General features: G+C 37.1%; 21 protein-coding genes and 2 pseudogenes. 16 read left to right on the forward strand and 7 right to left on the reverse strand.

Translation table 11 applies throughout. The annotated features are described in order from the left end of the window. Positions 1 to 23 precede the first annotated feature (23 nt). Positions 24 to 1451, reverse strand: a complete 1428-nt coding sequence (locus JSS34_00105) for a deoxyribodipyrimidine photo-lyase (GenBank protein ID MBS0184752.1) — start codon at positions 1449 to 1451, stop codon at positions 24 to 26. A gap of 92 nt (positions 1452 to 1543) precedes the next feature. Further along, positions 1544 to 2320, reverse strand: a complete 777-nt coding sequence (locus JSS34_00110) for an SDR family oxidoreductase (GenBank protein ID MBS0184753.1) — start codon at positions 2318 to 2320, stop codon at positions 1544 to 1546. 678 nt (positions 2321 to 2998) lie between these two features. Between JSS34_00110 and ffh the strand changes: the two genes are divergently transcribed. The 7 genes from ffh to fabI all read left to right on the forward strand — a co-directional run bounded on the left by ffh (position 2999) and on the right by fabI (position 8754). Next, on the forward strand, positions 2999 to 4348 hold the full coding sequence (ffh, locus tag JSS34_00115; protein ID MBS0184754.1) for a signal recognition particle protein: 1350 nt from the start codon (positions 2999 to 3001) through the stop codon (positions 4346 to 4348). Positions 4349 to 4482: 134 nt separating this feature from the next. Beyond that, positions 4483 to 5100 (forward strand): 30S ribosomal protein S16, encoded by a 618-nt coding sequence (gene rpsP, locus JSS34_00120; protein MBS0184755.1) that lies wholly within the window; start codon positions 4483 to 4485, stop codon positions 5098 to 5100. A gap of 14 nt (positions 5101 to 5114) precedes the next feature. Continuing rightward, positions 5115 to 5684 carry a 16S rRNA processing protein RimM gene (gene rimM / locus JSS34_00125; protein ID MBS0184756.1) on the forward strand — a complete coding sequence of 190 codons (570 nt, stop codon included), beginning with the start codon at positions 5115 to 5117 and terminating at the stop codon, positions 5682 to 5684. After that, positions 5681 to 6415 carry a tRNA (guanosine(37)-N1)-methyltransferase TrmD gene (trmD, locus tag JSS34_00130; protein ID MBS0184757.1) on the forward strand — a complete coding sequence of 245 codons (735 nt, stop codon included), beginning with the start codon at positions 5681 to 5683 and terminating at the stop codon, positions 6413 to 6415. Before rimM ends, trmD begins: the two co-directional genes overlap by 4 nt. Positions 6416 to 6463: 48 nt before the next feature. Continuing rightward, positions 6464 to 6934, forward strand: a complete 471-nt coding sequence (gene rplS / locus JSS34_00135) for a 50S ribosomal protein L19 (protein MBS0184758.1) — start codon at positions 6464 to 6466, stop codon at positions 6932 to 6934. Positions 6935 to 6962: 28 nt separating this feature from the next. Next, positions 6963 to 7907 (forward strand): prolyl aminopeptidase, encoded by a 945-nt coding sequence (gene pip / locus JSS34_00140; protein MBS0184759.1) that lies wholly within the window; start codon positions 6963 to 6965, stop codon positions 7905 to 7907. 46 nt (positions 7908 to 7953) lie between these two features. Then, complete coding sequence (gene fabI / locus JSS34_00145; protein MBS0184760.1) at positions 7954 to 8754, forward strand: enoyl-ACP reductase FabI; 801 nt, start codon at positions 7954 to 7956, stop codon at positions 8752 to 8754. 629 nt (positions 8755 to 9383) lie between these two features. Here fabI and JSS34_00150 read toward each other — a convergent pair. Next, positions 9384 to 10352: pseudogene (locus tag JSS34_00150) on the reverse strand (transposase). Positions 10353 to 10533: 181 nt separating this feature from the next. Between JSS34_00150 and JSS34_00155 the strand changes: the two are divergent. Together JSS34_00155 and JSS34_00160 are read left to right on the forward strand one after the other, a co-directional pair. Beyond that, positions 10534 to 10734, forward strand: coding sequence for a hypothetical protein (locus JSS34_00155; GenBank protein MBS0184761.1), 201 nt, complete (start codon positions 10534 to 10536; stop codon positions 10732 to 10734). A gap of 393 nt (positions 10735 to 11127) precedes the next feature. Then, on the forward strand, positions 11128 to 11799 hold the full coding sequence (locus tag JSS34_00160; GenBank protein ID MBS0184762.1) for an outer membrane beta-barrel protein: 672 nt from the start codon (positions 11128 to 11130) through the stop codon (positions 11797 to 11799). Between the two features lie 26 nt (positions 11800 to 11825). Here the strand turns inward: JSS34_00160 and JSS34_00165 are convergent, their stop codons facing one another. The 3 genes and pseudogenes from JSS34_00165 to JSS34_00175 all read right to left on the reverse strand — a co-directional run bounded on the left by JSS34_00165 (position 11826) and on the right by JSS34_00175 (position 13060). Then, a complete protein-coding gene (locus tag JSS34_00165; GenBank protein MBS0184763.1) occupies positions 11826 to 11939 on the reverse strand; it encodes a sel1 repeat family protein in 114 nt (37 codons plus the stop codon). A gap of 27 nt (positions 11940 to 11966) precedes the next feature. After that, positions 11967 to 12029, reverse strand: a pseudogene (locus JSS34_00170) (hypothetical protein). Positions 12030 to 12337: 308 nt separating this feature from the next. Then, positions 12338 to 13060, reverse strand: a complete 723-nt coding sequence (locus tag JSS34_00175; protein MBS0184764.1) for a Bax inhibitor-1/YccA family protein — start codon at positions 13058 to 13060, stop codon at positions 12338 to 12340. 189 nt (positions 13061 to 13249) lie between these two features. Between JSS34_00175 and JSS34_00180 the strand changes: the two genes are divergently transcribed. From JSS34_00180 to JSS34_00210, 7 genes are all read left to right on the forward strand, one after another. Then, positions 13250 to 13732 carry a DUF2062 domain-containing protein gene (locus JSS34_00180; GenBank protein ID MBS0184765.1) on the forward strand — a complete coding sequence of 161 codons (483 nt, stop codon included), beginning with the start codon at positions 13250 to 13252 and terminating at the stop codon, positions 13730 to 13732. Next, a complete protein-coding gene (locus JSS34_00185; GenBank protein ID MBS0184766.1) occupies positions 13729 to 14130 on the forward strand; it encodes a holo-ACP synthase in 402 nt (133 codons plus the stop codon). Before JSS34_00180 ends, JSS34_00185 begins: the two co-directional genes overlap by 4 nt. 15 nt (positions 14131 to 14145) lie before the next feature. Further along, positions 14146 to 14988, forward strand: a complete 843-nt coding sequence (lepB, locus tag JSS34_00190) for a signal peptidase I (protein ID MBS0184767.1) — start codon at positions 14146 to 14148, stop codon at positions 14986 to 14988. 2 nt (positions 14989 to 14990) lie between these two features. After that, a complete protein-coding gene (gene rnc / locus JSS34_00195) occupies positions 14991 to 15701 on the forward strand; it encodes a ribonuclease III (GenBank protein MBS0184768.1) in 711 nt (236 codons plus the stop codon). After that, the gene (era, locus tag JSS34_00200) at positions 15698 to 16597 is read left to right on the forward strand and encodes a GTPase Era (protein MBS0184769.1); all 900 of its coding nucleotides are present in this window, start codon (positions 15698 to 15700) and stop codon (positions 16595 to 16597) included. Before rnc ends, era begins: the two co-directional genes overlap by 4 nt. A gap of 26 nt (positions 16598 to 16623) precedes the next feature. Continuing rightward, entirely contained in the window at positions 16624 to 17388 is a 765-nt protein-coding gene (gene recO / locus JSS34_00205) for a DNA repair protein RecO (GenBank protein MBS0184770.1), read from the forward strand. A gap of 181 nt (positions 17389 to 17569) precedes the next feature. Beyond that, positions 17570 to 18847: an MFS transporter gene (locus tag JSS34_00210; protein MBS0184771.1), complete on the forward strand. Its 1278-nt coding sequence runs from the start codon at positions 17570 to 17572 to the stop codon at positions 18845 to 18847. An 88-nt stretch (positions 18848 to 18935) separates the two neighbouring features. Here the strand turns inward: JSS34_00210 and JSS34_00215 are convergent, their stop codons facing one another. Then, positions 18936 to 19499, reverse strand: a complete 564-nt coding sequence (locus JSS34_00215; GenBank protein ID MBS0184772.1) for a hypothetical protein — start codon at positions 19497 to 19499, stop codon at positions 18936 to 18938. Positions 19500 to 19619: the final 120 nt, after the last annotated feature.

Below are 19619 nucleotides of genomic sequence, written 5' to 3' on the forward strand. Positions count from 1 at the left end.
ATTTCTTAAATGAAAGAGAAAGATTATTTTGAAATCATCTTAAAAGCTTTAAGCGCCCTTAACCGAGACTGTTTTAAATCGACAATAGGATAAGGATAATTTTGACCTAAAACAACACCGGCAGATTTTAAAATCTCTGCAGGTGCATCCCAAGGATTAAACAAGTATTTTTTTGGTAAACTCTTGAGCTCTGGAACATATTGACAGGTATACTCTCCTTTAGGATCAAATTTTTTCCCCTGAAGAACAGGATTAAAAATTCTAAAGTAAGGACTTGCATCCGCTCCAGATCCAGCAACCCATTGCCAGCTGGCACTATTATTTGCAAGATCAGCATCGATTAAACAGTCCCAAAACCAGTCTGCTCCATAACGCCAATGCAAAAGAAGATTTTTAACCAAAAAAGAAGCAACGACCATCCGCACCCGATTATGCATATAGCCTGTTTGCCAGAGTTCTCTCATTCCAGCATCTACTAGAGGATATCCCGTTTGACCTTTTTGCCAAGCTTTTAGAAGTGATTTATTTTCTTCCCAAGGAAAATCATTAAACTTACTTTGAAAATTTTCATCGGGCAAAGTTGGAAAATGATAAAGCAAATAGGAAGAAAACTCTCGCCAACCCAATTCCCTTAAAAAGCTCTCAACATCTTTTTCAAGTCCAGGATAAAGGTTTTTAGACTGAATTGCGTGCCACACTTGGTTTGGAGAAATTTCTCCAAAGTGCAAATATGGAGAAAGTCTTGATGTATGAAATTGAGCTGGGTAATTTCTTCCTTCTTTGTACCCTTGCAAACCTTGATCTAGGAAACTTTCCAGTTTATTCTGAGCGGCTTTTTCACCGACTTTCCAATGAAGCGCTAAAGATTGATACCATTTCTTAGAAGTAAGAAGATTAAGATCAGAAAGTGTTGTTGGATTGACATTATCTTTTATCAAAATCAATTTTTCAGGCGTTGGAAGAGGATATCTTGGAGAAAGAGACCTAAGACATCCCTGTTGATAAAAAGGTGTGAAAACTTTATAGAAAGAACCTTCTTTTTTTAAAATTTTTGAAGGATCCCAAAGCAAAGAAGCGTTAAAACAATATGATTTTATTCCCTTACCTTCTAAACATGCGATAATTTCATCATCCTTTTTAAGATGCCAAGGTGTAAAACATGTATTCCAAAAAACAGCCTCAATATAATTTTTTTGAATTATTTCAAGAAGAAGATCTTTAGGATTTCCTTTATAAAGATTTAAATTGTTATTCAAAGCCTTATTAAGCATCGCTAAGGATTGATTTAACCACCACTTACTGGCACTTCCCCTCTTAAAGGAATTAAGTATGTCCTCCTCCAAAATATAAATAGGCATAACAGGCCCCCTCTTGGCCGCTTCAAAAAGTCCAGGGTTGTCTGAAATCCTGAGATCCTGTCTAAACCAAAAAAGCGTTATTTTATCTGTCATTTATGATTGCCATATATTTTATGTGTTAATCCATTTTAAATGTTTCTTCCTTCTCTATTTTCCAAATTAGCCGAGTGCCTTTCTATAAAATTCTATCCTCCCCATGAGCTCCCTCCATCGATGGTGATACAGGATCCCGTCATATATGTCGATGCCTTATTTGATGCTAAATAAAGAAGAAGACCATCCAAATCTTTAGGCGTCGCCAAGAAGTTTTGAGGAATGGTTCCACTTATCTGTTTATCTTCATGCTTCTTTTCTACCCATTTTGGAACCATCGGCGTTAAAACATATCCCGGTGCAATGCAGTTAATACGAATGTTATAAGGTGACAATTCTCCGACCAGGGCCTTCGTCATTTGAATAACCGCTGCCTTGGATGCACAATAGGCTGTTTGTTGGGTTTCCAATTTGTTCATCCCGTAGATACTGGCAATGTTAATAATGGATCCCTCGATCTTCTTTTCTTTCATATGGGTTGCAACCTCTTTCGTCATATACCAGATGCCTAGCACATTCGTGTTCATAATATCCTCAAAGACCTGGGCGTCTTTATCTGCAAACACAGGCGTAAAGCCTGCGATCCCTGCGTTGTTTATAAGAATATCTATTTTCTCTCCCTGGCTTGTTAGAAATTGGATAGCTTCCTTTACCGACTTTTGATCTTTCACATCAAGTGTGATCGCCCGCGCTTGATATCCTTGAGCCTGAATATCTTTTACGATCTCTTCAAGAAGATCTGTTCGACGAGCTGCTAAAATAACCTTTGCCCCGGCACTCGCAAGTGTTTTTGCAAATTGTTTTCCAAGCCCACTAGAGGCTCCTGTTATAAGAGCCGTCTTGCCATTTAAATTAAAAATATCTGTCATATTTCCCATCCCCTCATCCCCAAAAGAAAAATTAAATAAATGCACCCAACATATCTCAGTAAGAGAAGAACTCTTTTCATAATTTCTATCCTTTATTTTTTACTGAACCTATCTCAGATATTTGTTAGTTAGCTCAGCATTAGAACCATCATATATTCATCATAAAATGTACCGTCTAGTTTAAGATGCCTAGGATCAGTACCATAAGTTTTGAAACCATATTTTTCGTATAGTCTAATACCTGATTCATTATTTACAAGGACAGAACAATGAATCTGATTTGTATATTTTGATGCAGTTTCAGTGATTTTATCAACTACCCTCTTGCCTCTGGCTTTACATACATTCCCCAAAAAGTGGATCTATGTAAAAGTTTATGAGGAGTTTGAATAAAAAATCCTCCAACTGCTACAATTTTATCACCATCAGAAGCTCCAAATACATGTCTTGCAGTTAATAATTACGAAACAGCTTCTACTGAAACTCTCATCAAAATATCTTGTATAAATTTTACTCAGATTCTTCTTTTTTACTCTACGTCGTCAAGGTCTTCTGAACACGTTTCAAAAAATATTTGACTTTTTCAAAAAGCTCTCTATAGTTGGGACAAATTTTGGGGTAGTCAGTCCGCGAGTCTCGCGCACTGGCTTTTTGTTTTTCTTTATTTTGGATTTTTACGTGTTTGAGAACTTAAGTAATCGTCTGACATCTATCTTTGATAAATTAAAACGGCATGGAAAACTGTCAGAAGCAGATGTAACAGCTGCTCTTCGAGAGGTGCGCATTGCTCTTTTAGAAGCTGACGTTGCGCTACCTGTGGTTAAGACTTTTATTGAAGATGTTAAGAAAGAAGCCATCGGTCAAGAAGTTCTCCAAAGCATTCATCCTTCTCAAATGGTCATAAAGATTGTGCATGATCATCTTGTGCGTCTTTTAGATTCTGATAATAAAGAGCTTAATTTAGCAGGCTCTCCTCCTGTTGTTATTTTAATGGTGGGATTGCAAGGATCTGGAAAGACAACAACAACAGCTAAACTTGCTCATATTCTGTCACAAAAAAATAATAAAAAAGTGCTCATGGCCTCTTTAGATATTTATCGACCCGCTGCACAGCATCAACTTGATGTTTTGGGAAAATCCATTCAAGTTGCAACCCTTCCTATTATTCCTGCAGAATCTCCTCTTCAAATTACAAAACGTGCCCTAAAAGTCTCTAAAATGGAAGGATATGACATTCTTCTCTTAGACACAGCAGGACGTCTTCACATTGATAATGCGTTAATGGATGAAATTTCTCAGATTAAGGCTCTCTCAAATCCTCTTGAAACGCTTCTTATTGCAGATGCCATGACGGGACAAGATGCGGCTCATATTGCAAAAACATTTCAGGAAAAAATTGGTCTTACAGGTCTCATTTTAACCCGCATCGATGGAGATGCACGCGGAGGGGCTGCTTTATCGATGCGGTCAATTGCACATGTTCCCATTAAATTTTTGGGAATGGGTGAGAAAATTGATCAATTAGAAGTTTTTCATCCTGATCGACTTGCAAATCGTATTTTAGGTATGGGAGATGTTGTCAGCCTTGTAGAAAAGGCGATGGAGACCATTGATCAACAAGAAGCTCAAGACCTTGCAAAAAAAATGCAGAAAGGTTCTTTTGACCTCAATGATATGGCTCTTCAATTAAAACAAATTTCAAAAATGGGGGGCATGTCAGGCGTCATGAGTCTCCTCCCAGGAATTGGAAAAATGAAAGATAAAATTGAGACAGCAGGCTTAGATGATCGGTTTTTAAAACGGCAACTTGCAATTATTTCGTCGATGACCCCCCAAGAAAAAAGAGATCCACGAATCTTAAACGCCTCTCGTAAACGCAGGGTTTCGTCGGGATCAGGAACAACAATTCAAGACATTAATAAGCTTTTAAAGCAATATCGTGATATGGAAACCATGATGAAACGAATGGGGAAACTTGGTAAAAAAGGTTTTTTAAGACAAGGAATCGGGGGCCTTTTTTCCCGATAAATGTGTTAAAAATCCCTTCTCTCTGTTTCGAGAAAAGAAACACAGAAAAGGGAATTTAAAGATATTTTTTTGTCTCTCCTTAAAGGAATTCAAAAAATTTATGCTGTATAAATTGTTAAAGAAAGGATTTTAAAATGGCTTTAAAAATTCGTCTTGCCCGTGGTGGTGCAAAACAACGTCCCTTTTATAGAATTGTTGTCGCTGAAGCAGACGCTCCCCGTGATGGACGCTTCGTTGAAAAAGTTGGAACCTATAACCCAATGCTTGATAAAACAAATCCTGTTCGTGTTGTCTTAGAAGTAGAACGTATCCAGCATTGGCTTTCTGTAGGAGCACAACCCACGGATCGTGTCGCACGCTTTTTAGGGGAAGCAAAGATTATTGCCGTTCCTGCTCAAAAACAGAGCATTCAAAAAGCCCAGCCTAAGAAAAAAGCACAAGAACGTTTAAAGCAAGAAGCTGACCGTCTTCAAAGTATTGAAGATGAGAAGGCAAAAGCTGCTGCAGCTCCTGCTCCAGAAGTTTCTGAAGCCGCTCCTGCTGACGTTGTGTCCGAGACTACCGCCCCTGAAGAATCTCCTGCTGTTACGGAAGAAACACCTGCAGCTCCTGCTCCTGAAGAAGCTTCTGTTGAATCAATACCTTCAGAATCTTCTTCAGAAGAAACGCTTGCAGAACCTTCTGAGCCTATCGCAGAAGCACAAGCATCTGCTGCTCCCTCTGAAGACCCAGAAACAACACCTGCAGCTTAAAAAGAGATTTTTAAATGACGCTTTCCTCCTCCCTCGATTCAGAACTTGTTTATGTCGCTCAGATCGTGGGGGGGCATGGAATTCATGGCGCTTTCAAAATTCAATGTTTTCTAGATGATCCTTATGATTTTAAATTATATTCCCCTCTTTTCGACACGTCGAAAAAGGAATACTTTTTTGATGTCCTAAGTATAACGCCAAAACATATTCTTGCACGTCTTAAGGATGTTCATAACCGAACAGAAGCAGATGCTCTTAAGGGGCTTAAGCTTTATACGAAACGTCAAGCATTCAAATCTCTCTCAGAAGAAGAATATTATCAACGAGACCTTTTGGGATGCTCTATCTTAAATACAGAACGCACCCTTGTTGGAAAACTTCTTCACATCTATAATCATGGCGCTCAAGACATCCTTGATGTTTTACTTAATGATGGAACCTCCCTTCTTGTCCCCTTTCAGAAAGAAATTGTGCCTGAAGTTTCTCCAAATCCCAATCACCCTGAAGAAGGATTTTTGGTTATTGATAGCTTTTATCTAGCCTCAGCATTAGCACATCCTTCCAATTCTCCTAAAGACTCATGACCTGGAACGTAACCGTCTTAACGCTTTTTCCTGAGATGTTCCCAGGAACATTAGGGTTTTCTTTAGCTCAAAAAGCCCTTTTAGCAGGGCATTGGTCTTTGAATGTTATCAATATTCGCGATTTTGCCTTTGATCGTCACCGAAGTGTCGACGATACCCCGTTCGGAGGCGGCGCAGGAATGGTATTAAGACCCGATGTTCTTGAAAATGCATTGGAATCTGTTTTAAAAAAAAACCAAAATCCAAATCCTCTTATTTTTTATCTATCTCCACGGGGGGATGTTTTTAAACAAGAAACAGCCCATACCTTTCTCAAGTCTTCTGAAATTATTTTTATTTGTGGACGCTACGAAGGAATTGACCAAAGATTCCTTGATTATTATAAAATTCAAGAACTTAGCATTGGAGACTATGTGCTTTTCGGAGGGGAGGTTGCGGTTCAAGTTGTATTAGAGACTTGCATTCGACTCATTCCTGGTGCTATAGGAACAGAAGATTCTTTATGTGAAGAAAGTTTTACAAAGGGCCTTTTGGAATATCCACATTACACAAGACCCTCTCTATGGAAAGGAATTTCTGTACCCGACGTTTTAACATCAGGCCATCATGAAGCCATTCGTTCTTGGCGGCGTCTTCAGTCTGAAGAGATTACGAACAAAAGAAGACCTGATTTAAAGTTTGTAAAAGAGTCTTCCACCCTTGACCCAATGAAGAAAAAGGGTGGTCCTTAAGCAACGTATAAACGGACGGATAAGAGATTTAAATTTAAAGGTGAAAATATGAATATTATTGAACAACTTGAACAACGTACAATTGAAGACCTCACAAAAGATAAAAAAATTCCTGATTTTACACCAGGAGATACCCTTCGGGTTCTCGTAAACGTTATTGAAGGAGATCGCAAGCGCGTTCAAGCCTTTGAAGGAGTTTGTATTGGGCGTAAAAATTCAGCTCTCAATTCTTCTTTTACGGTTCGGAAGCTTTCCTCTGGTGAAGGTGTTGAGCGTGTTTTTCCTCTCTATTCTCCTCTTATTAATATAGAAGTTGTAAGATTTGGAGATGTTCGCCGGGCAAAGCTTTACTATCTCAGAGGACGCACTGGTAAGAGTGCACGCATTAAAGAACGCGCATACTGGCTTACACAGAATAAGCTTAAAGCATCAGAAGCAACGACAGAATCTGCGGCTTCCTTTTCTTCTGTTGAAGTGCCTTCAGTAACTCCTGAGACGACATCTGATACACAAGCATAACGACGATTGACTTTGTTATAGGTAAAATATGTCTTATCTTTATCCTCCTATTGAACCCTATGAATCTGGAATGCTGCCGGTCGATGATCTTCATACCATTTATTGGGAACAATCCGGGAATCCGAATGGCGTTCCTGTTCTTTTTATTCATGGGGGCCCTGGAGGTGGGACATGTCCTAAACACCGTCAATATTTTGACCCAAGCTATTATCGGATTATTTTATTTGATCAAAGAGGAGCTGGCCAATCTACGCCCATGGGCGAATTGCGTCAAAACACAACACCTCTGCTTGTCTCGGATATGGAAAAACTCCGTCTTCTTTTAAACATCGACAAATGGCACCTTTTTGGAGGCTCATGGGGTGTTACACTCGCTCTTTCTTATGCCATAGAACATCCAGATCACGTCTTAAGCATGGTTCTAAGAGGTGTTTTTCTCTGTAGACCCGAAGAAATCAAGTGGTTTTACCAAGATGCAGGGATCATTTTTCCTGAAGCATTCCGAAAGCTTGCACATTACTTGCCTGAAGAAGAACGTCAGGATATTACAAAGGCCTATCACAAACGATTAACAAGTGGAAATAAAGAGCTTGAACTCGAAGCTGCAAAAATTTGGAGTTGCTATGAAGGAACCTGCTCGACACTCATGCCCAATCCAGATCTTGTAAAAACGTTTGAAGTCGATCATACCGCCATCTGCTTTGCGCGTATTGAAACCCATTATTTCGTAAATAATGCTTTTCTTCCTCCAGAAGGACTCCTTGGACATATTGACAAAGTACGTCATATTCCAACCATCATTGTGCAAGGACGCTATGATATTGTTTGTCCCATTAAATCAGCTGATGATCTTGTTCAGGTCTTTCCTGAAGCTGAATACATTATTGTTCCCAATGCAGGGCATTCTGCTTTTGATCCTCCTCTGCAAGCTGAGCTTGTTAAAGCAACAGATAAAATGAAAACACTTAGATAAAGGGTTAGAAATGACGCACGAACAAACATTCCCAACTTCAAACCTCATGGCTGGAAAAAAAGGGCTTATTATGGGGGTTGCCAATGATAAATCATTAGGATGGGGAATTGCTCAGGCGGTGTCGGCGGCAGGTGCTGAACTTGCTTTTACATACCAAGGCGAGGTTTTTGAAAAACGTGTGCGTCCCTTAGCTGAATCTTTGGGAGCGTCTTTTTTAATGCCCTGTGACGTGACCAATGAAGATAGTCTCACTGAAACATTTGAAACCATCAAAAAAAAATGGGGAAACCTTGATTTTGTGGTTCATGCGATCGCTTATTCTGATAAAGAAGAACTCAAAGGTCTCTACCTTGATACAACACGACAAAATTTCTTAAATACGCTTGATGTTTCCTGTTATTCTTTTACAAGTGTTGCCCGTCATGCAGCTCCCCTTATGAACGAAGGTGGCAGCCTCTTAACACTCACCTACTATGGCGCTGAACGCGTTATGCCCCATTACAACGTCATGGGTGTTGCCAAGGCTGCTTTAGAAGCTTCTGTTAGGTACCTCGCTGTCGATTTAGGAGGGCGCAATATACGTGTGAATGCTCTTTCAGCAGGCCCTGTTAAAACACTTGCAGCCTCTGGCATTGGAGATTTTCGTTATATCTTAAAGTGGAATCAATATAACGCACCTCTTAAAAGAAATGTCTCTCTTGATGATATTGGAGGCGCCGGCCTTTATCTTTTAAGCTCTCTCTCTTCAGGAGTCACTGGAGAAGTACATCATGTTGATAGCGGATATCATGTGGTTGGAATGAAATCCATTGATGCCCCTGATATGAGTATTATAAAAGACGAATAAAAATCTCTCTTTAACCTTTTCTCTTTATTTGAAGAATTCAAATTTTAGAATTTGAAAAAGTTTCTCTTTATTAATATTCTTAATCCAAAAAAATTAAGCTTTTGCCAAGTATCCTTTATCGTACAATTTATACTAACGTGCACTCAATAAGAATATAAAACACACTTCCTTTTAAGTATGGAGGTGTTGGGATGGGAATGCATAAAAAGAAGCCATTAAGTTCTAAAGAACTAGAGGAAATATCTTTAAAAATTCAAGAGACGGCGTTTTATGGCTTGGCTATGTTGAGGAATCAACCTAAAAGATTAATGTTGCACGTTTCCAAGCATCATCATGCCCTAAAGTATCGCACTGATTGTTTCCTTTTTTTGCTAAGTGAAGGGAAAAATTGCTCCAAATTTGAGAAATAAGGAGTTTTAGAGTGTTCATTTTGAAATCCTTTCATAGGGGTTTTTCAAAATTAGCTATTTCTCCTTATTTTTCAATCGCTTTTACGGGATCGTTGCAAACAAATGATAAAGAGTGATTTTAAAAAATTTCTGCTAGAGAGAAGATTTTTGGAGGCAAATCCATCCTTTTTTATAGGATAATGGGCTAAAAAAAGCCTAAATCGCTTATTATAGACGCAATTATCCTGTAACAGCTTTCAATTCAAGGAGAGAGAGAACCTGAAGTCTCTTCAAGTTAAAGCAAAGAGCTTGCATAAAAAGAGCAAACTGGTTTTTAGCAATTCCTTTGTATCTTACCCTTTTAGGATCTTGCGAGAAGACGCGTTCATAAGGGGCTCTTATTTTAGAATACCAACGGTCTTGATCCACATTCTTAGTTTTCATATTATTCTTCCTAATTGCCGCTAGGTGACATCCTTTCTGAAGAGCAATCTCAGTTGCCGGAGAGGTGCAATATCATTTATCCGTATACACTGCTCCCTGAGAAGGACAAACATGTTTAAGCCCACGTGCATCCGTCACATTTGCGGCCGTAAGAGCAACTTTGTTAATAAGTCCAGACTGCATATCAACAGAGACATGCTTTTTATATCCATACCAATACTTGCTCTTTCCTATGCATCCAATCCGAGCTTGTTTATCTGCAGCAACTTTAGGCAGTACTTTATTGTTTAATTTTTCATACTTTTCAGCAATTGCCTTATCTCTTCCTTCTCAAAGGCTTGCTTTTGAAATCAGATGGCTCGCATCGACAAACGTATACACTTCGTTCATATACCCTTTTATTTTAAGCTCCTTACGCAATTGCTCAAAAAGTTTTGACAAAAGATTTGTTCCTATTTTACTCCGTGTCCGTGTAAACACCGTCTGATCTGGCACGTCTTCCAATAAACCAAAACCACAGAACCACTTTCCAGCATTATTCTCTTTTAAAAACACTTCCAGTTCTCGATCACTCAGATCTTCTAAAAACTGCAGCAAGAGACATCTAAACAACCTCTCAATGCCATATCCTTCATGAGGGTTTTTCTTTTTAACAGTCCTCAGCATTCTATCAACGGTTTTAAAATCCCAGACTTTCATAAATCCTCGATAGCGATGGTTCTCTTCCACCATTTGGTCCAGGCTCACCATTTCTACTTGATACATCAAAAGTCTCCTTTTTTATAAACTCTCCTTCTTTTATCAAATTTTTATTCTTTTGTCAGATCTGTTCGCAACAGTCCCTTTACGTATTTGAGGGGTAAAGTGATCAAGTTTTAAAAAACTTTTAAAAAAAAGATGATACACAAAAGGAATATATAAATAATAATCAAATAGGAGAAATAAAATGAAATTACAAAAAATGGTTACACTATCGGCATCTGTTATGATTTGTGCAGCTGCTTTGCCAGGAATTTCAGCAGCCGATAATGCGTCACAATGCATGGCAAAACAAAAAGCCTTTGAGAAAACTCTTCATGACACCCAAGCCTTAGAAAAGAGTCTTTATGCTAACAAAATTAATGGCGGAGTCAGAGTAACTCCTTAATATGAAGAAAAAATTAAATTACTCCAAAGAACATATAAAGGATATGTATCTTCCTGCAAACATGTTAAAGAATATACTCTCATTTCTCTAAATACTTTAATATTTTGAAAGCATCACTGAACATATCCTAAATACATTTAGAAAGCTTATTAACTTTTGTTATCCTATTCAGGAATGAAGAATTGAAGTTACCAAGTTACAAAAAGAAAAATAAACATCAAAAAAAATCTAAGCTCCAAAGATTAAAGATTAGTATCTGCTTGAAAGATATGATATAAAATTACATGAAAAGGTTCTCAGTACATCTACAAGTTTTATCTTGAGTTGATAGACTAAAGAATCTTCTTAATCCGAACTCTATTGCTTTTTTACTCACGCTTGAAAGAATACCTTATGAAAAAAATTATAACCATTTCTGTCCTGAGCTTAGGAACTGCTTCTTTTGCGGCAGTATCTGCCAAAAATTTTACGGGTTCTTATGTAGGGCTCACCATGGGACCTAACTTTTTCCAATCAAAGGCTTACCAAACTTATTCCAATGAGTTTGCTGATTATAATGCAAGTTCTACCCTTTTTAACTATGGAGTTTATGGAGGGTATGGGGTTTTATATGATCAACTTTATTTTGGAGGTGAGCTCCTAATATCTGCAAACTATGGTGACGCAAAATCTGTTCATCAAAATCATGCTGGGGCTATAACACCTTCTATCTCTGTTAAGGAACCTTATTCTGTTATACCTGCTTTTCGTTTAGGAACTTTAATTCTGCCAAAATTTCTCGCATTTATAAAGCTGGGTATAACAGGAAGTCAATTTAAGGGAAGCGCAACTCCTTTAAATGGAACTGGAACAACAATCTACAAAAAAAATATGTGGGGCCCTTCTGTGGGTGTTGGAGGTGAAATCCTTCTCACTGAGACACTTTCAGCACGTGCCGAGTATATCTACACCACCTATCCTGCTTATAAATTTTCTGTTACAAGTTCTGCAGGTATATCTTCAGACCAAATTAAGATAAAACCAAGAGACAATCGTTTACTTTTTGGACTAAGTTGGAACTTTTAGCTTACTAAAAAATTTATAACATATTTTTAGAGTGCATCTCGGTTATGGCAGCCTGATTGATTTCCATGTCTGCACGCATGGCTATAATACTCTTTTGCTTTTTTAAGATCTTGAGCAACACCCTCTCCGTTTGCATAGATCCTTCCAAGATGATTCGCAGCTTCCCCAGACCCTTGCTTGAGAGCTTCAAGATAATACTCTCTTGCTTTTTTATAATCTCTCTTTACGCCTACCCAAAATGATAAATTTCTCCTAACAAATTTAAAGCTTCTGCATCTGTTGTATTTTGCAGCATCTCGCGTGCCTCGTTATATCTTTTTTGAGCAATGTATTCTTTTGCTTTAAGGGCACCCATACCTTTTTTAATTGGAGCCTGTATAATGTCTCCAAAAAAGAATAAGAAATGTACTTACAACACTTTAAAATATTCTTTTTTCATAAGAAAACCTCCTCTTTTAAAAAAACAATCCTGTAGAAAAACTCCTACAGGATTGCATAAATTTAACACTTAAGACAGATCTTATTTAAAAAAGACCACTTATTTCCTATGATCTCCAAACAATTGAAGAAGCATTACAAACAAATTAACAAAATCAAGATAAAGCCTTAAAGCACCCATAATTGCTTTTTTGCCTGCTATATCCTGCGTATCAGAATTTGTATAGATCTCCTTGATTACTTGTGTATCATATGCCGTCAGTCCTGTAAAAATTAAAACCCCAATGACAGAGACAGCAAATTGAAGTGCTGAGCTTTGAAGAAAAATATTAACAACCATTGCAATGATGATACCCCAAAGCCCCATTGTTAAGAAAGAACCAAATCCTGTAAGGTCACGCTTCGTTGTATATCCATAAAGGCTCATAGATCCAAAAGTTCCCGCTGTAATAAAAAATACACGCGCAATACTTGTTCCTGTATAAACTAAAAAGACAGGAGTTAAGGCAAGTCCCATGAGTGCCGCATAAAGCCAAAACATCGTTTGAGCCATTTGAAGAGACATATCTTTAATTTTAAACTGCAGATACATCACCAATCCAAAAGGCAATAACATAAAGACAAATGCCAAGAGAGAGTTTGTATAAAAAGCTTCAATCAAAGAGGGTGTTTGCGTAATCATAAAAGAGATAAACCCTGTCAACGCAAGACCTAAGCCCATAAAATTATAAACTTTGAGCATATGGGCCCGAAGTCCCAAATCATATGTCATTTCTGAAGACGACGTGCGCCCACTGATATTCCGATTAAAATTAGTTGCCATTTTATAAACCTCACTTCCTTAAAAAAGATTTTATAGCTCATTATAATTCAGTTCTTGAAAAACTACAAGAAAAAGGCAATGTTTAAAACACTCTATAAACGACCTTTACGAAAGAATATAATGTCCCTCTTCAAAAGTCTTAAAAAAAAATCCATCTCACATCTCATAAAAGAATTTTTATGGCCCCAAATGGGATTCAAACGGCTTTTTCGGTATCTTTTCTTAAGGCTTCTGCGTCTTAAAGCTTCTCCCTATGCCATCGCTTTAGGACTTGCAATTGGCGTTGCAATCTCATTTACGCCTCTCTTAGGAGCACATATCATTCTTGCTGTCAGCCTCAGTTGGACTCTAAGAGCCAACAAAGTATCTGCCCTCTTAGGAACATTAATTGGCACGCCCTGGACGCTTCCTTTTATGCTTTTCTTAAGCTATAAAACAGGAATCCTCTGTACGCACTTTTTTCATAAGCTTTTTCCAACGATCCCTCTTCCCACTTCCCTTGTTGACGTGCCGATTTTTAACTTTAAAGACGTCTATACACATCCCACAACTTTCTTTATGCCCACCTTGCTTGGCTCTCTTCCTCTTGGAATATGTGTCGGCTTTTTTGCTTACATCACAATATTTATGCTTATTAAATCTTATCGCATACACCAAAGGACTCTAAAATGATATTAGGAATTGGAAGTGACCTTGTGGACACAAAACGCATCGAGTCTCTTTTAAAAACATTTAATCAACGGTTTAAAAATCGTGTTTTTACACCCCAAGAGCAAGCTTATTGTGAAGCCCAACATTATACAGCCTCAAGTTATGCCAAACGCTTTGCTGCAAAAGAAGCTTGTGCAAAAGCGCTCGGATTAGGATTTCAGAATGGCGTTCGTTGGATTGATATTGAAGTCCTCAACAACGCTCAAGGAAAGCCTTCTTTAACGCTTAAAGGAAAAGCTCTGCTTCATCTTACAGATCTTCTTAAAGATCTTCCAAAAGGAGCAAAACCACATCTTAATTTAAGTTTGTGTGATGAGGGTTTTCTTGCACACGCTTTTGTGGTTATATCGTATCAATGATGAAAGGAATATAAAATGACCTCAAACTCTTCTCAACCTTCTTCTCCTCCCAAATCAGAATTTTGGAGCACCGTAAAAACCCTTTTTTTGGCCTTGTTTGTTGCCCTTGTTTTAAGGAGTTTTCTTTTTGAGCCTTTTAACATTCCCTCAGGCTCCATGATTCCCAACCTTCTCGTTGGAGATTTTCTATTTGTTTCTAAATGGTCTTATGGATACAGTAAATATTCTTTTCCTTTTGGATTAGACCTTTTTTCAGGACGTTTTTTAGAATTTAAAACCCCTCAACAAGGTGAGGTTATCGTTTTTAAATATCCAAAAGATACCGAATTTCAATGGATCAAGCGCGTTGTTGGTTTGCCAGGAGATACAGTTCAAATGAAAGAAGGTATTCTCCACATTAATGGAGAGCCCGTTAAGCTTGAGCGTATTGAGGATTATTCTTATATTGATGAAGATGATCAAACCCTTCATGTTGCAGAGCAATATATTGAAACTTTTCCCAATGGCACACAACATCGTATCTTAAAAGAAGTTCCTTTTGGAAAAGCAAGACTTGACAATACCCCTCTTTATGAGGTTCCACCAGGACATTATTTTGTAATGGGAGATAACAGAGATAATTCGGGTGACAGTCGTGTGATTAATAATCTTGGATTTGTTCCACGTGACTATGTTCTTGGAAAAGCGAGCCTTATATACTTCTCAGAAGAACATTCTTATTGGCCTCAAAGCACTCTTCGTGTTCCGATGAATTGGTTTAGTCTTAAGGAGTGGTTCTCAGATCGATTTATTTGGTGGCAACCCTGGAAATGGTTCACGTCCATTCGATATAGCCGCCTTTTAAAGATTATTCATTAACAATGTCAGCCCCTTCCTTATACCCTTATCAAAAACTTGAAGTTTTTCTTGGGCATACCTTTAAAGACAAAACACTTTTGGAAGGGGCCTTAACGCATCCAAGTTATGCCCATCGCAAAAAATTATCTTCTTTTGAACGCCTTGAATTTTTAGGAGACCGTGTGCTCGGATGTATTATTGCGGAAGCTCTTTACATTACTTTTGAAACAGAAGAAGAAGGTAATTTGTCTCATCGGCTTGTGGATCTTGTTCGAAAAGAATGTATTGGAAAAGTCGTTCAGACTTGGCCCCTTCATCTTTATCTTCATCTTTCAAAATCCTTAGAACGCAATAATCTTCCTTTAAACGTCCTTGCAGATGCAGGAGAAGCAATTTTGGGAGCACTATTTCTAGATGCAGGGATTCTTAAAACACGTGATTTTATTTTAAAACATTGGACACCTTATTTGAAGAACACCTCTGAGAAAAATTTGAGAGATGCAAAATCAAGACTACAAGAATGGACACAAGCCCACGGGTTTTCACTTCCTATATATGACATTCTTGCTTCCGAGGGACCTGATCATGCGCCCCAATTTCATGTTCGTGTTAAAGTCATTAAAAAAAATGTGCCAACTTTCACGGAAGGATGGGGCCCATCTCGCAAACAGGCCGAGCAAACTGCTGCACACTCTCTTTTAGAACACCTATCCTCTAAGGAGCCTCTAAAATGACATCAGAATTACGCTGTGGATTTATTTCTATTTTGGGACTTCCCAATGCTGGAAAATCAACTCTTATCAATCAGCTCGTCGGAGCAAAGATTTCAATTGTTACACATAAACCTCAAACGACCCGTTTTCGAATTCTTGGAATTCGAAATGTGGACAAGACGCAACTTATTTTTATTGATACACCTGGCATTTTTTCTCCCAAGAAACGTCTGGATCACGCCATGGTCTCTTCTGTTTGGAAAGCTTATGATGATACAGACTTAACTCTTTTCATGATAGATGTTCAAAAAGGCTTATCTCCTTTCGTTCTAGAACTTCTTGAAAAATTAGTAAAAAAACCAAAGCAACTTATTGTTCTTCTTAATAAAGTTGATCTCGTCAAAAAAGAAGTTCTTTTAGAGATGTCACAGAAGCTTTCTGAAATGGGGTGTGAGACAATTTTTATGATTTCAGCTCTTACAGGAAGCGGGCTATCGGAACTTTTAGTCTATCTTGAAAATCATGCACCTCTTGGACCTTGGCACTATCCTAAAGACCAGCAAACCGATTTAAATGAACGTTTGTGGGCAGCTGAAGTTACACGCGAAACTCTTTTTATAAAACTTCATGAAGAACTTCCTTATGGACTTACTGTTGAAACGACATCCTTTGAACGGTTTGATAATGGAGATCTCAAAATTGATCAAACAATTTATGTTGAAAGAGACGCCCATCGCGCTATTATTTTAGGATCAAAAGGAACTCAAATTAAAGAAATTGGCATGATAGCACGCAAAGAACTCAGCCTTCTTTTTAAGTGCTCTGTTCATTTGTTTCTTCATGTAAAAGTTGATGAAAAATGGCAAGAAAAGCGTTCTTATTATCAAGAACTCGGTCTCGATTTTCCAAAAAATTAATCTTCATATTTTAGAAAAACATATTTATGCAGTGGGAAGATACTGGAATTTTATTAAAAAAACATAAATTTGGGGAAACCCATCATATTTTAGTTTTCTTAACAAAAACATATGGGAAGCACGCGGGTCTTTATCGTGGGAAAATCTCTCTGCCTGAACCTGGCGAGCTCCTTAAAGTTTGCTGGAAAGGGCGTCTTCAAGATCATTTAGGAGAATGGCGCAATCTTGAAAAACAATATGCACCTTTTATTCATATTTTAGGGCATTCTGGAAAACTTTATGCTCTTTCTTCTGCACTTGCTTTAACAGAAAAAACACTTGCTGATCGAGATGTCCACCCCGCTCTTTACGAATATCTTCTGACGTTTATTAAAGATCTTCAAATGGAAGATCCCTTTTGGATTTTATCTTATATTTCCTATGAACTCTCTCTCTTAAGTGAGATCGGTTTTGGATTAGATCTTTCGAAATGTGCTGTTACAGGAAAGCACGAAAATTTAGCTTTTGTCTCCCCAAAAACTGGACATGCTGTCACACCTCAAGGAGGTGAAGGCTATCTTGATCGTCTTCTTCCTCTTCCTCCCTTTTTAATAAATCTTTCTCTTTCGAAAATTTCCTCTCCTTTTCCTGAACTTTCTCAGCTTCAAGAAGGATTGATGCTTACAAAATATTTTCTTGAAAAATCTCTTGCAGCTTGTAATGCATCTTCTCACAAAAGTTCTCTTCCTCCTTATCGTTCTCTTCTCGTGAATTGGACAGAAACATTAAAAAGCCAAAACAGTAATATTTAAAAAGAACTTATTTATATAAAAATATAATAAATTATTATAATAAATTAAAATTAATTGTTTATATTTTACGTAAAAATGAGTTGATTATTTATTTAAATACTATTATTCTTCTTGAATTATTTGAATTTAAAATAATTAAACTTAAACAATCCAACTTTATTGTTTTTATAAAGATTCCACCATGACAAAAAAAATCCTGCTCGCAAGTTGCATCGGCAGTATGCTTGAAATGTTTGATTTTTATATTTATGCAACGTTCCTTAATGTCATGGCCTCTACTTTCTTTCCAACAGAAAATAAAATACTCAGCTTATTTATTAGTGTTGGAGGATGGGGAATTGCACTTATCGCGCACCCCATAGGAGCTCTTATATTTGGATATTTTGGAGATATATTTGGACGTAAAAACACCTTCGCTTTTACTTTAATTTTCATGAGTTTTCCAACTATTATTATTGGAATTCTTCCTTCTTATAATGAAATTGGAATTATAGCTCCTATTATCGTCATTACAGGAAGATTAATTCAAGGTATTTGTTATGGAGGAGAACTCAATGGTGCTTTTATTTTTGCACTCGAACATATGCCCCAAAAACAAGGACTTGCTTCTGGCCTCATTATTTCTTCATGTGTGTGTGGAATTTTAAGTGCAACCGCTTTAAGTTATATTACCCAGCTTCCAGGCATGCCAAGTTGGGCTTGGAGAATTTCTTTTTGCTTAGGTGGATCTGTAGGATTCATTGGATATTTTATTCGAAAAAAGCTTATTGAGAGCGATGAATTTTTAAGAACATTTTCAAAAACAAAAATCCCACTTTTTACAATTATTCATAAACGTAAAACAGCTTGTTTTTTATGTTTTTCTATTGGAGCTTTAATTGGAGGCTTTTTTTATATTGATTTTTGTTTTTTAAGTGTTTACCTCTCCCGATATTGCCATTTACCTTCAGAAACCATTTGGAAATTAAACATATACTTAATATTATCAATTATGAGTGTTGGTCCATTATTTGGCGCTCTTTATGATCACCTTAAATCTCCCCTCTTTTTAAGAGTTATGTGTTATGGCCTTTTTTTTGGCACAATCCCTGTTTTTTGGCTCCTTTTATCACATCTGGCTTTTCTTTTTATATTAGGTGGCATCCTTTTAGGTATTTGTACAGCAAGTATTTCAACCGTGGGATTTGTTATCATGCAAAATTTATTTCCTGTGAAAGAAAGATATAGTGGGATTTCCCTTTTTTACTGTCTTGGAATATCAATTTATGGTGGAATCTCCCCTCTCTTTTATATAGAAGCTATTGAAATTCATAATGAAAGTTTGTTTTTTCCAGCCTATTGCCTTATGTGTCTCATTAGTTTATTTTATGCTGCTTTAAAAATTAACAATGTCACGGAACAGAATGCACCAATAAGAAATGATCAAGTCTTTTTTGAAGATATAAAAAAAGCTGGATAAATCAAAAAACTTTTGTGTAAAAAAGAGCCCGCTTTTTAAGCAAAGCGGGCCAAATATTCCCTAGCGCAGCGCAAGGGATTGGGAGAAATCATATACCAACTGCTTGCGCATTCAGAGATGTTAAGAATGAAAAGTCCTTTTCATTAAACGCTTTGATATGCTTAGAAATTAAATTGTAACGTATATATCTTTGCTCTTCTCTCAAAAAAAGAATCATGCGATCCAAAACAACAAATAATCCTAAAATATCTTCAGGAAACAAAGGATCAAATTTTTTAAGGGGTAAGTTAAACATGGAAAAATCAATCGAATATAAAAGGTCCCAAGAGACTTTTAAATGCTCGTGATCAATACAATTTAAAAATTCCTTAAGAGACCCTAAAGAAAGATTCGTTTCTTCATTATCTTGAATTGCAAGATCTCTTACATCAATTAAATTACAAAGATTTTGGAGTTCTTTTTGAGTTTCTTCCTCATCCCAATAACTCGGATCTTTTTCAGAAAGTGTCAAGATTTTATTAAAACAAGCCCACCCTTTATCTGAAACAGAAGAGCAAAAATTAATTGCATAATCCAAGTTCTTTAAGTGTATTTCAATTTCACTCACAAATCTTTTTTGAGTAAATTCTTCAAAACAGCATAGCGCACCCATATTTATTCCCTTCCCTTAAATTATATAGAAATTTAATTTTTATACTTGGTATTTTTCGTAACGTATGGTACAAAATTATATACCACATTTATTGTGATATAAAATGAAGCTTACCTAATG

This window comes from Pseudomonadota bacterium (assembly GCA_018242545.1).
In the GTDB taxonomy this organism is placed as follows: domain Bacteria; phylum Pseudomonadota; class Alphaproteobacteria; order 16-39-46; family 16-39-46; genus 16-39-46.

What these genes read in the sequence shown, in the direction of transcription:
- JSS34_00160 (MBS0184762.1), top strand. Translation starts at nt 11,128, where the DNA reads ATGAAAAAAATTATAACCATTTCTGTCCTGAGCTTAGGAACTGCTTCT.
- rimM (MBS0184756.1), top strand. Translation starts at nt 5,115, where the DNA reads ATGACGCTTTCCTCCTCCCTCGATTCAGAACTTGTTTATGTCGCTCAG.
- fabI (MBS0184760.1), top strand. Translation starts at nt 7,954, where the DNA reads ATGGCTGGAAAAAAAGGGCTTATTATGGGGGTTGCCAATGATAAATCA.
- JSS34_00180 (MBS0184765.1), top strand. Translation starts at nt 13,250, where the DNA reads ATGGGATTCAAACGGCTTTTTCGGTATCTTTTCTTAAGGCTTCTGCGT.
- era (MBS0184769.1), top strand. Translation starts at nt 15,698, where the DNA reads ATGACATCAGAATTACGCTGTGGATTTATTTCTATTTTGGGACTTCCC.
- JSS34_00110 (MBS0184753.1), bottom strand. Translation starts at nt 2,320, where the DNA reads ATGACAGATATTTTTAATTTAAATGGCAAGACGGCTCTTATAACAGGA.
- JSS34_00210 (MBS0184771.1), top strand. Translation starts at nt 17,570, where the DNA reads ATGACAAAAAAAATCCTGCTCGCAAGTTGCATCGGCAGTATGCTTGAA.
- JSS34_00185 (MBS0184766.1), top strand. Translation starts at nt 13,729, where the DNA reads ATGATATTAGGAATTGGAAGTGACCTTGTGGACACAAAACGCATCGAG.
- recO (MBS0184770.1), top strand. Translation starts at nt 16,624, where the DNA reads ATGCAGTGGGAAGATACTGGAATTTTATTAAAAAAACATAAATTTGGG.
- JSS34_00155 (MBS0184761.1), top strand. Translation starts at nt 10,534, where the DNA reads ATGAAATTACAAAAAATGGTTACACTATCGGCATCTGTTATGATTTGT.
- JSS34_00215 (MBS0184772.1), bottom strand. Translation starts at nt 19,499, where the DNA reads ATGGGTGCGCTATGCTGTTTTGAAGAATTTACTCAAAAAAGATTTGTG.
- rnc (MBS0184768.1), top strand. Translation starts at nt 14,991, where the DNA reads ATGTCAGCCCCTTCCTTATACCCTTATCAAAAACTTGAAGTTTTTCTT.
- rplS (MBS0184758.1), top strand. Translation starts at nt 6,464, where the DNA reads ATGAATATTATTGAACAACTTGAACAACGTACAATTGAAGACCTCACA.
- JSS34_00105 (MBS0184752.1), bottom strand. Translation starts at nt 1,451, where the DNA reads ATGACAGATAAAATAACGCTTTTTTGGTTTAGACAGGATCTCAGGATT.
- pip (MBS0184759.1), top strand. Translation starts at nt 6,963, where the DNA reads ATGTCTTATCTTTATCCTCCTATTGAACCCTATGAATCTGGAATGCTG.
- rpsP (MBS0184755.1), top strand. Translation starts at nt 4,483, where the DNA reads ATGGCTTTAAAAATTCGTCTTGCCCGTGGTGGTGCAAAACAACGTCCC.
- trmD (MBS0184757.1), top strand. Translation starts at nt 5,681, where the DNA reads ATGACCTGGAACGTAACCGTCTTAACGCTTTTTCCTGAGATGTTCCCA.
- lepB (MBS0184767.1), top strand. Translation starts at nt 14,146, where the DNA reads ATGACCTCAAACTCTTCTCAACCTTCTTCTCCTCCCAAATCAGAATTT.
- JSS34_00175 (MBS0184764.1), bottom strand. Translation starts at nt 13,060, where the DNA reads ATGGCAACTAATTTTAATCGGAATATCAGTGGGCGCACGTCGTCTTCA.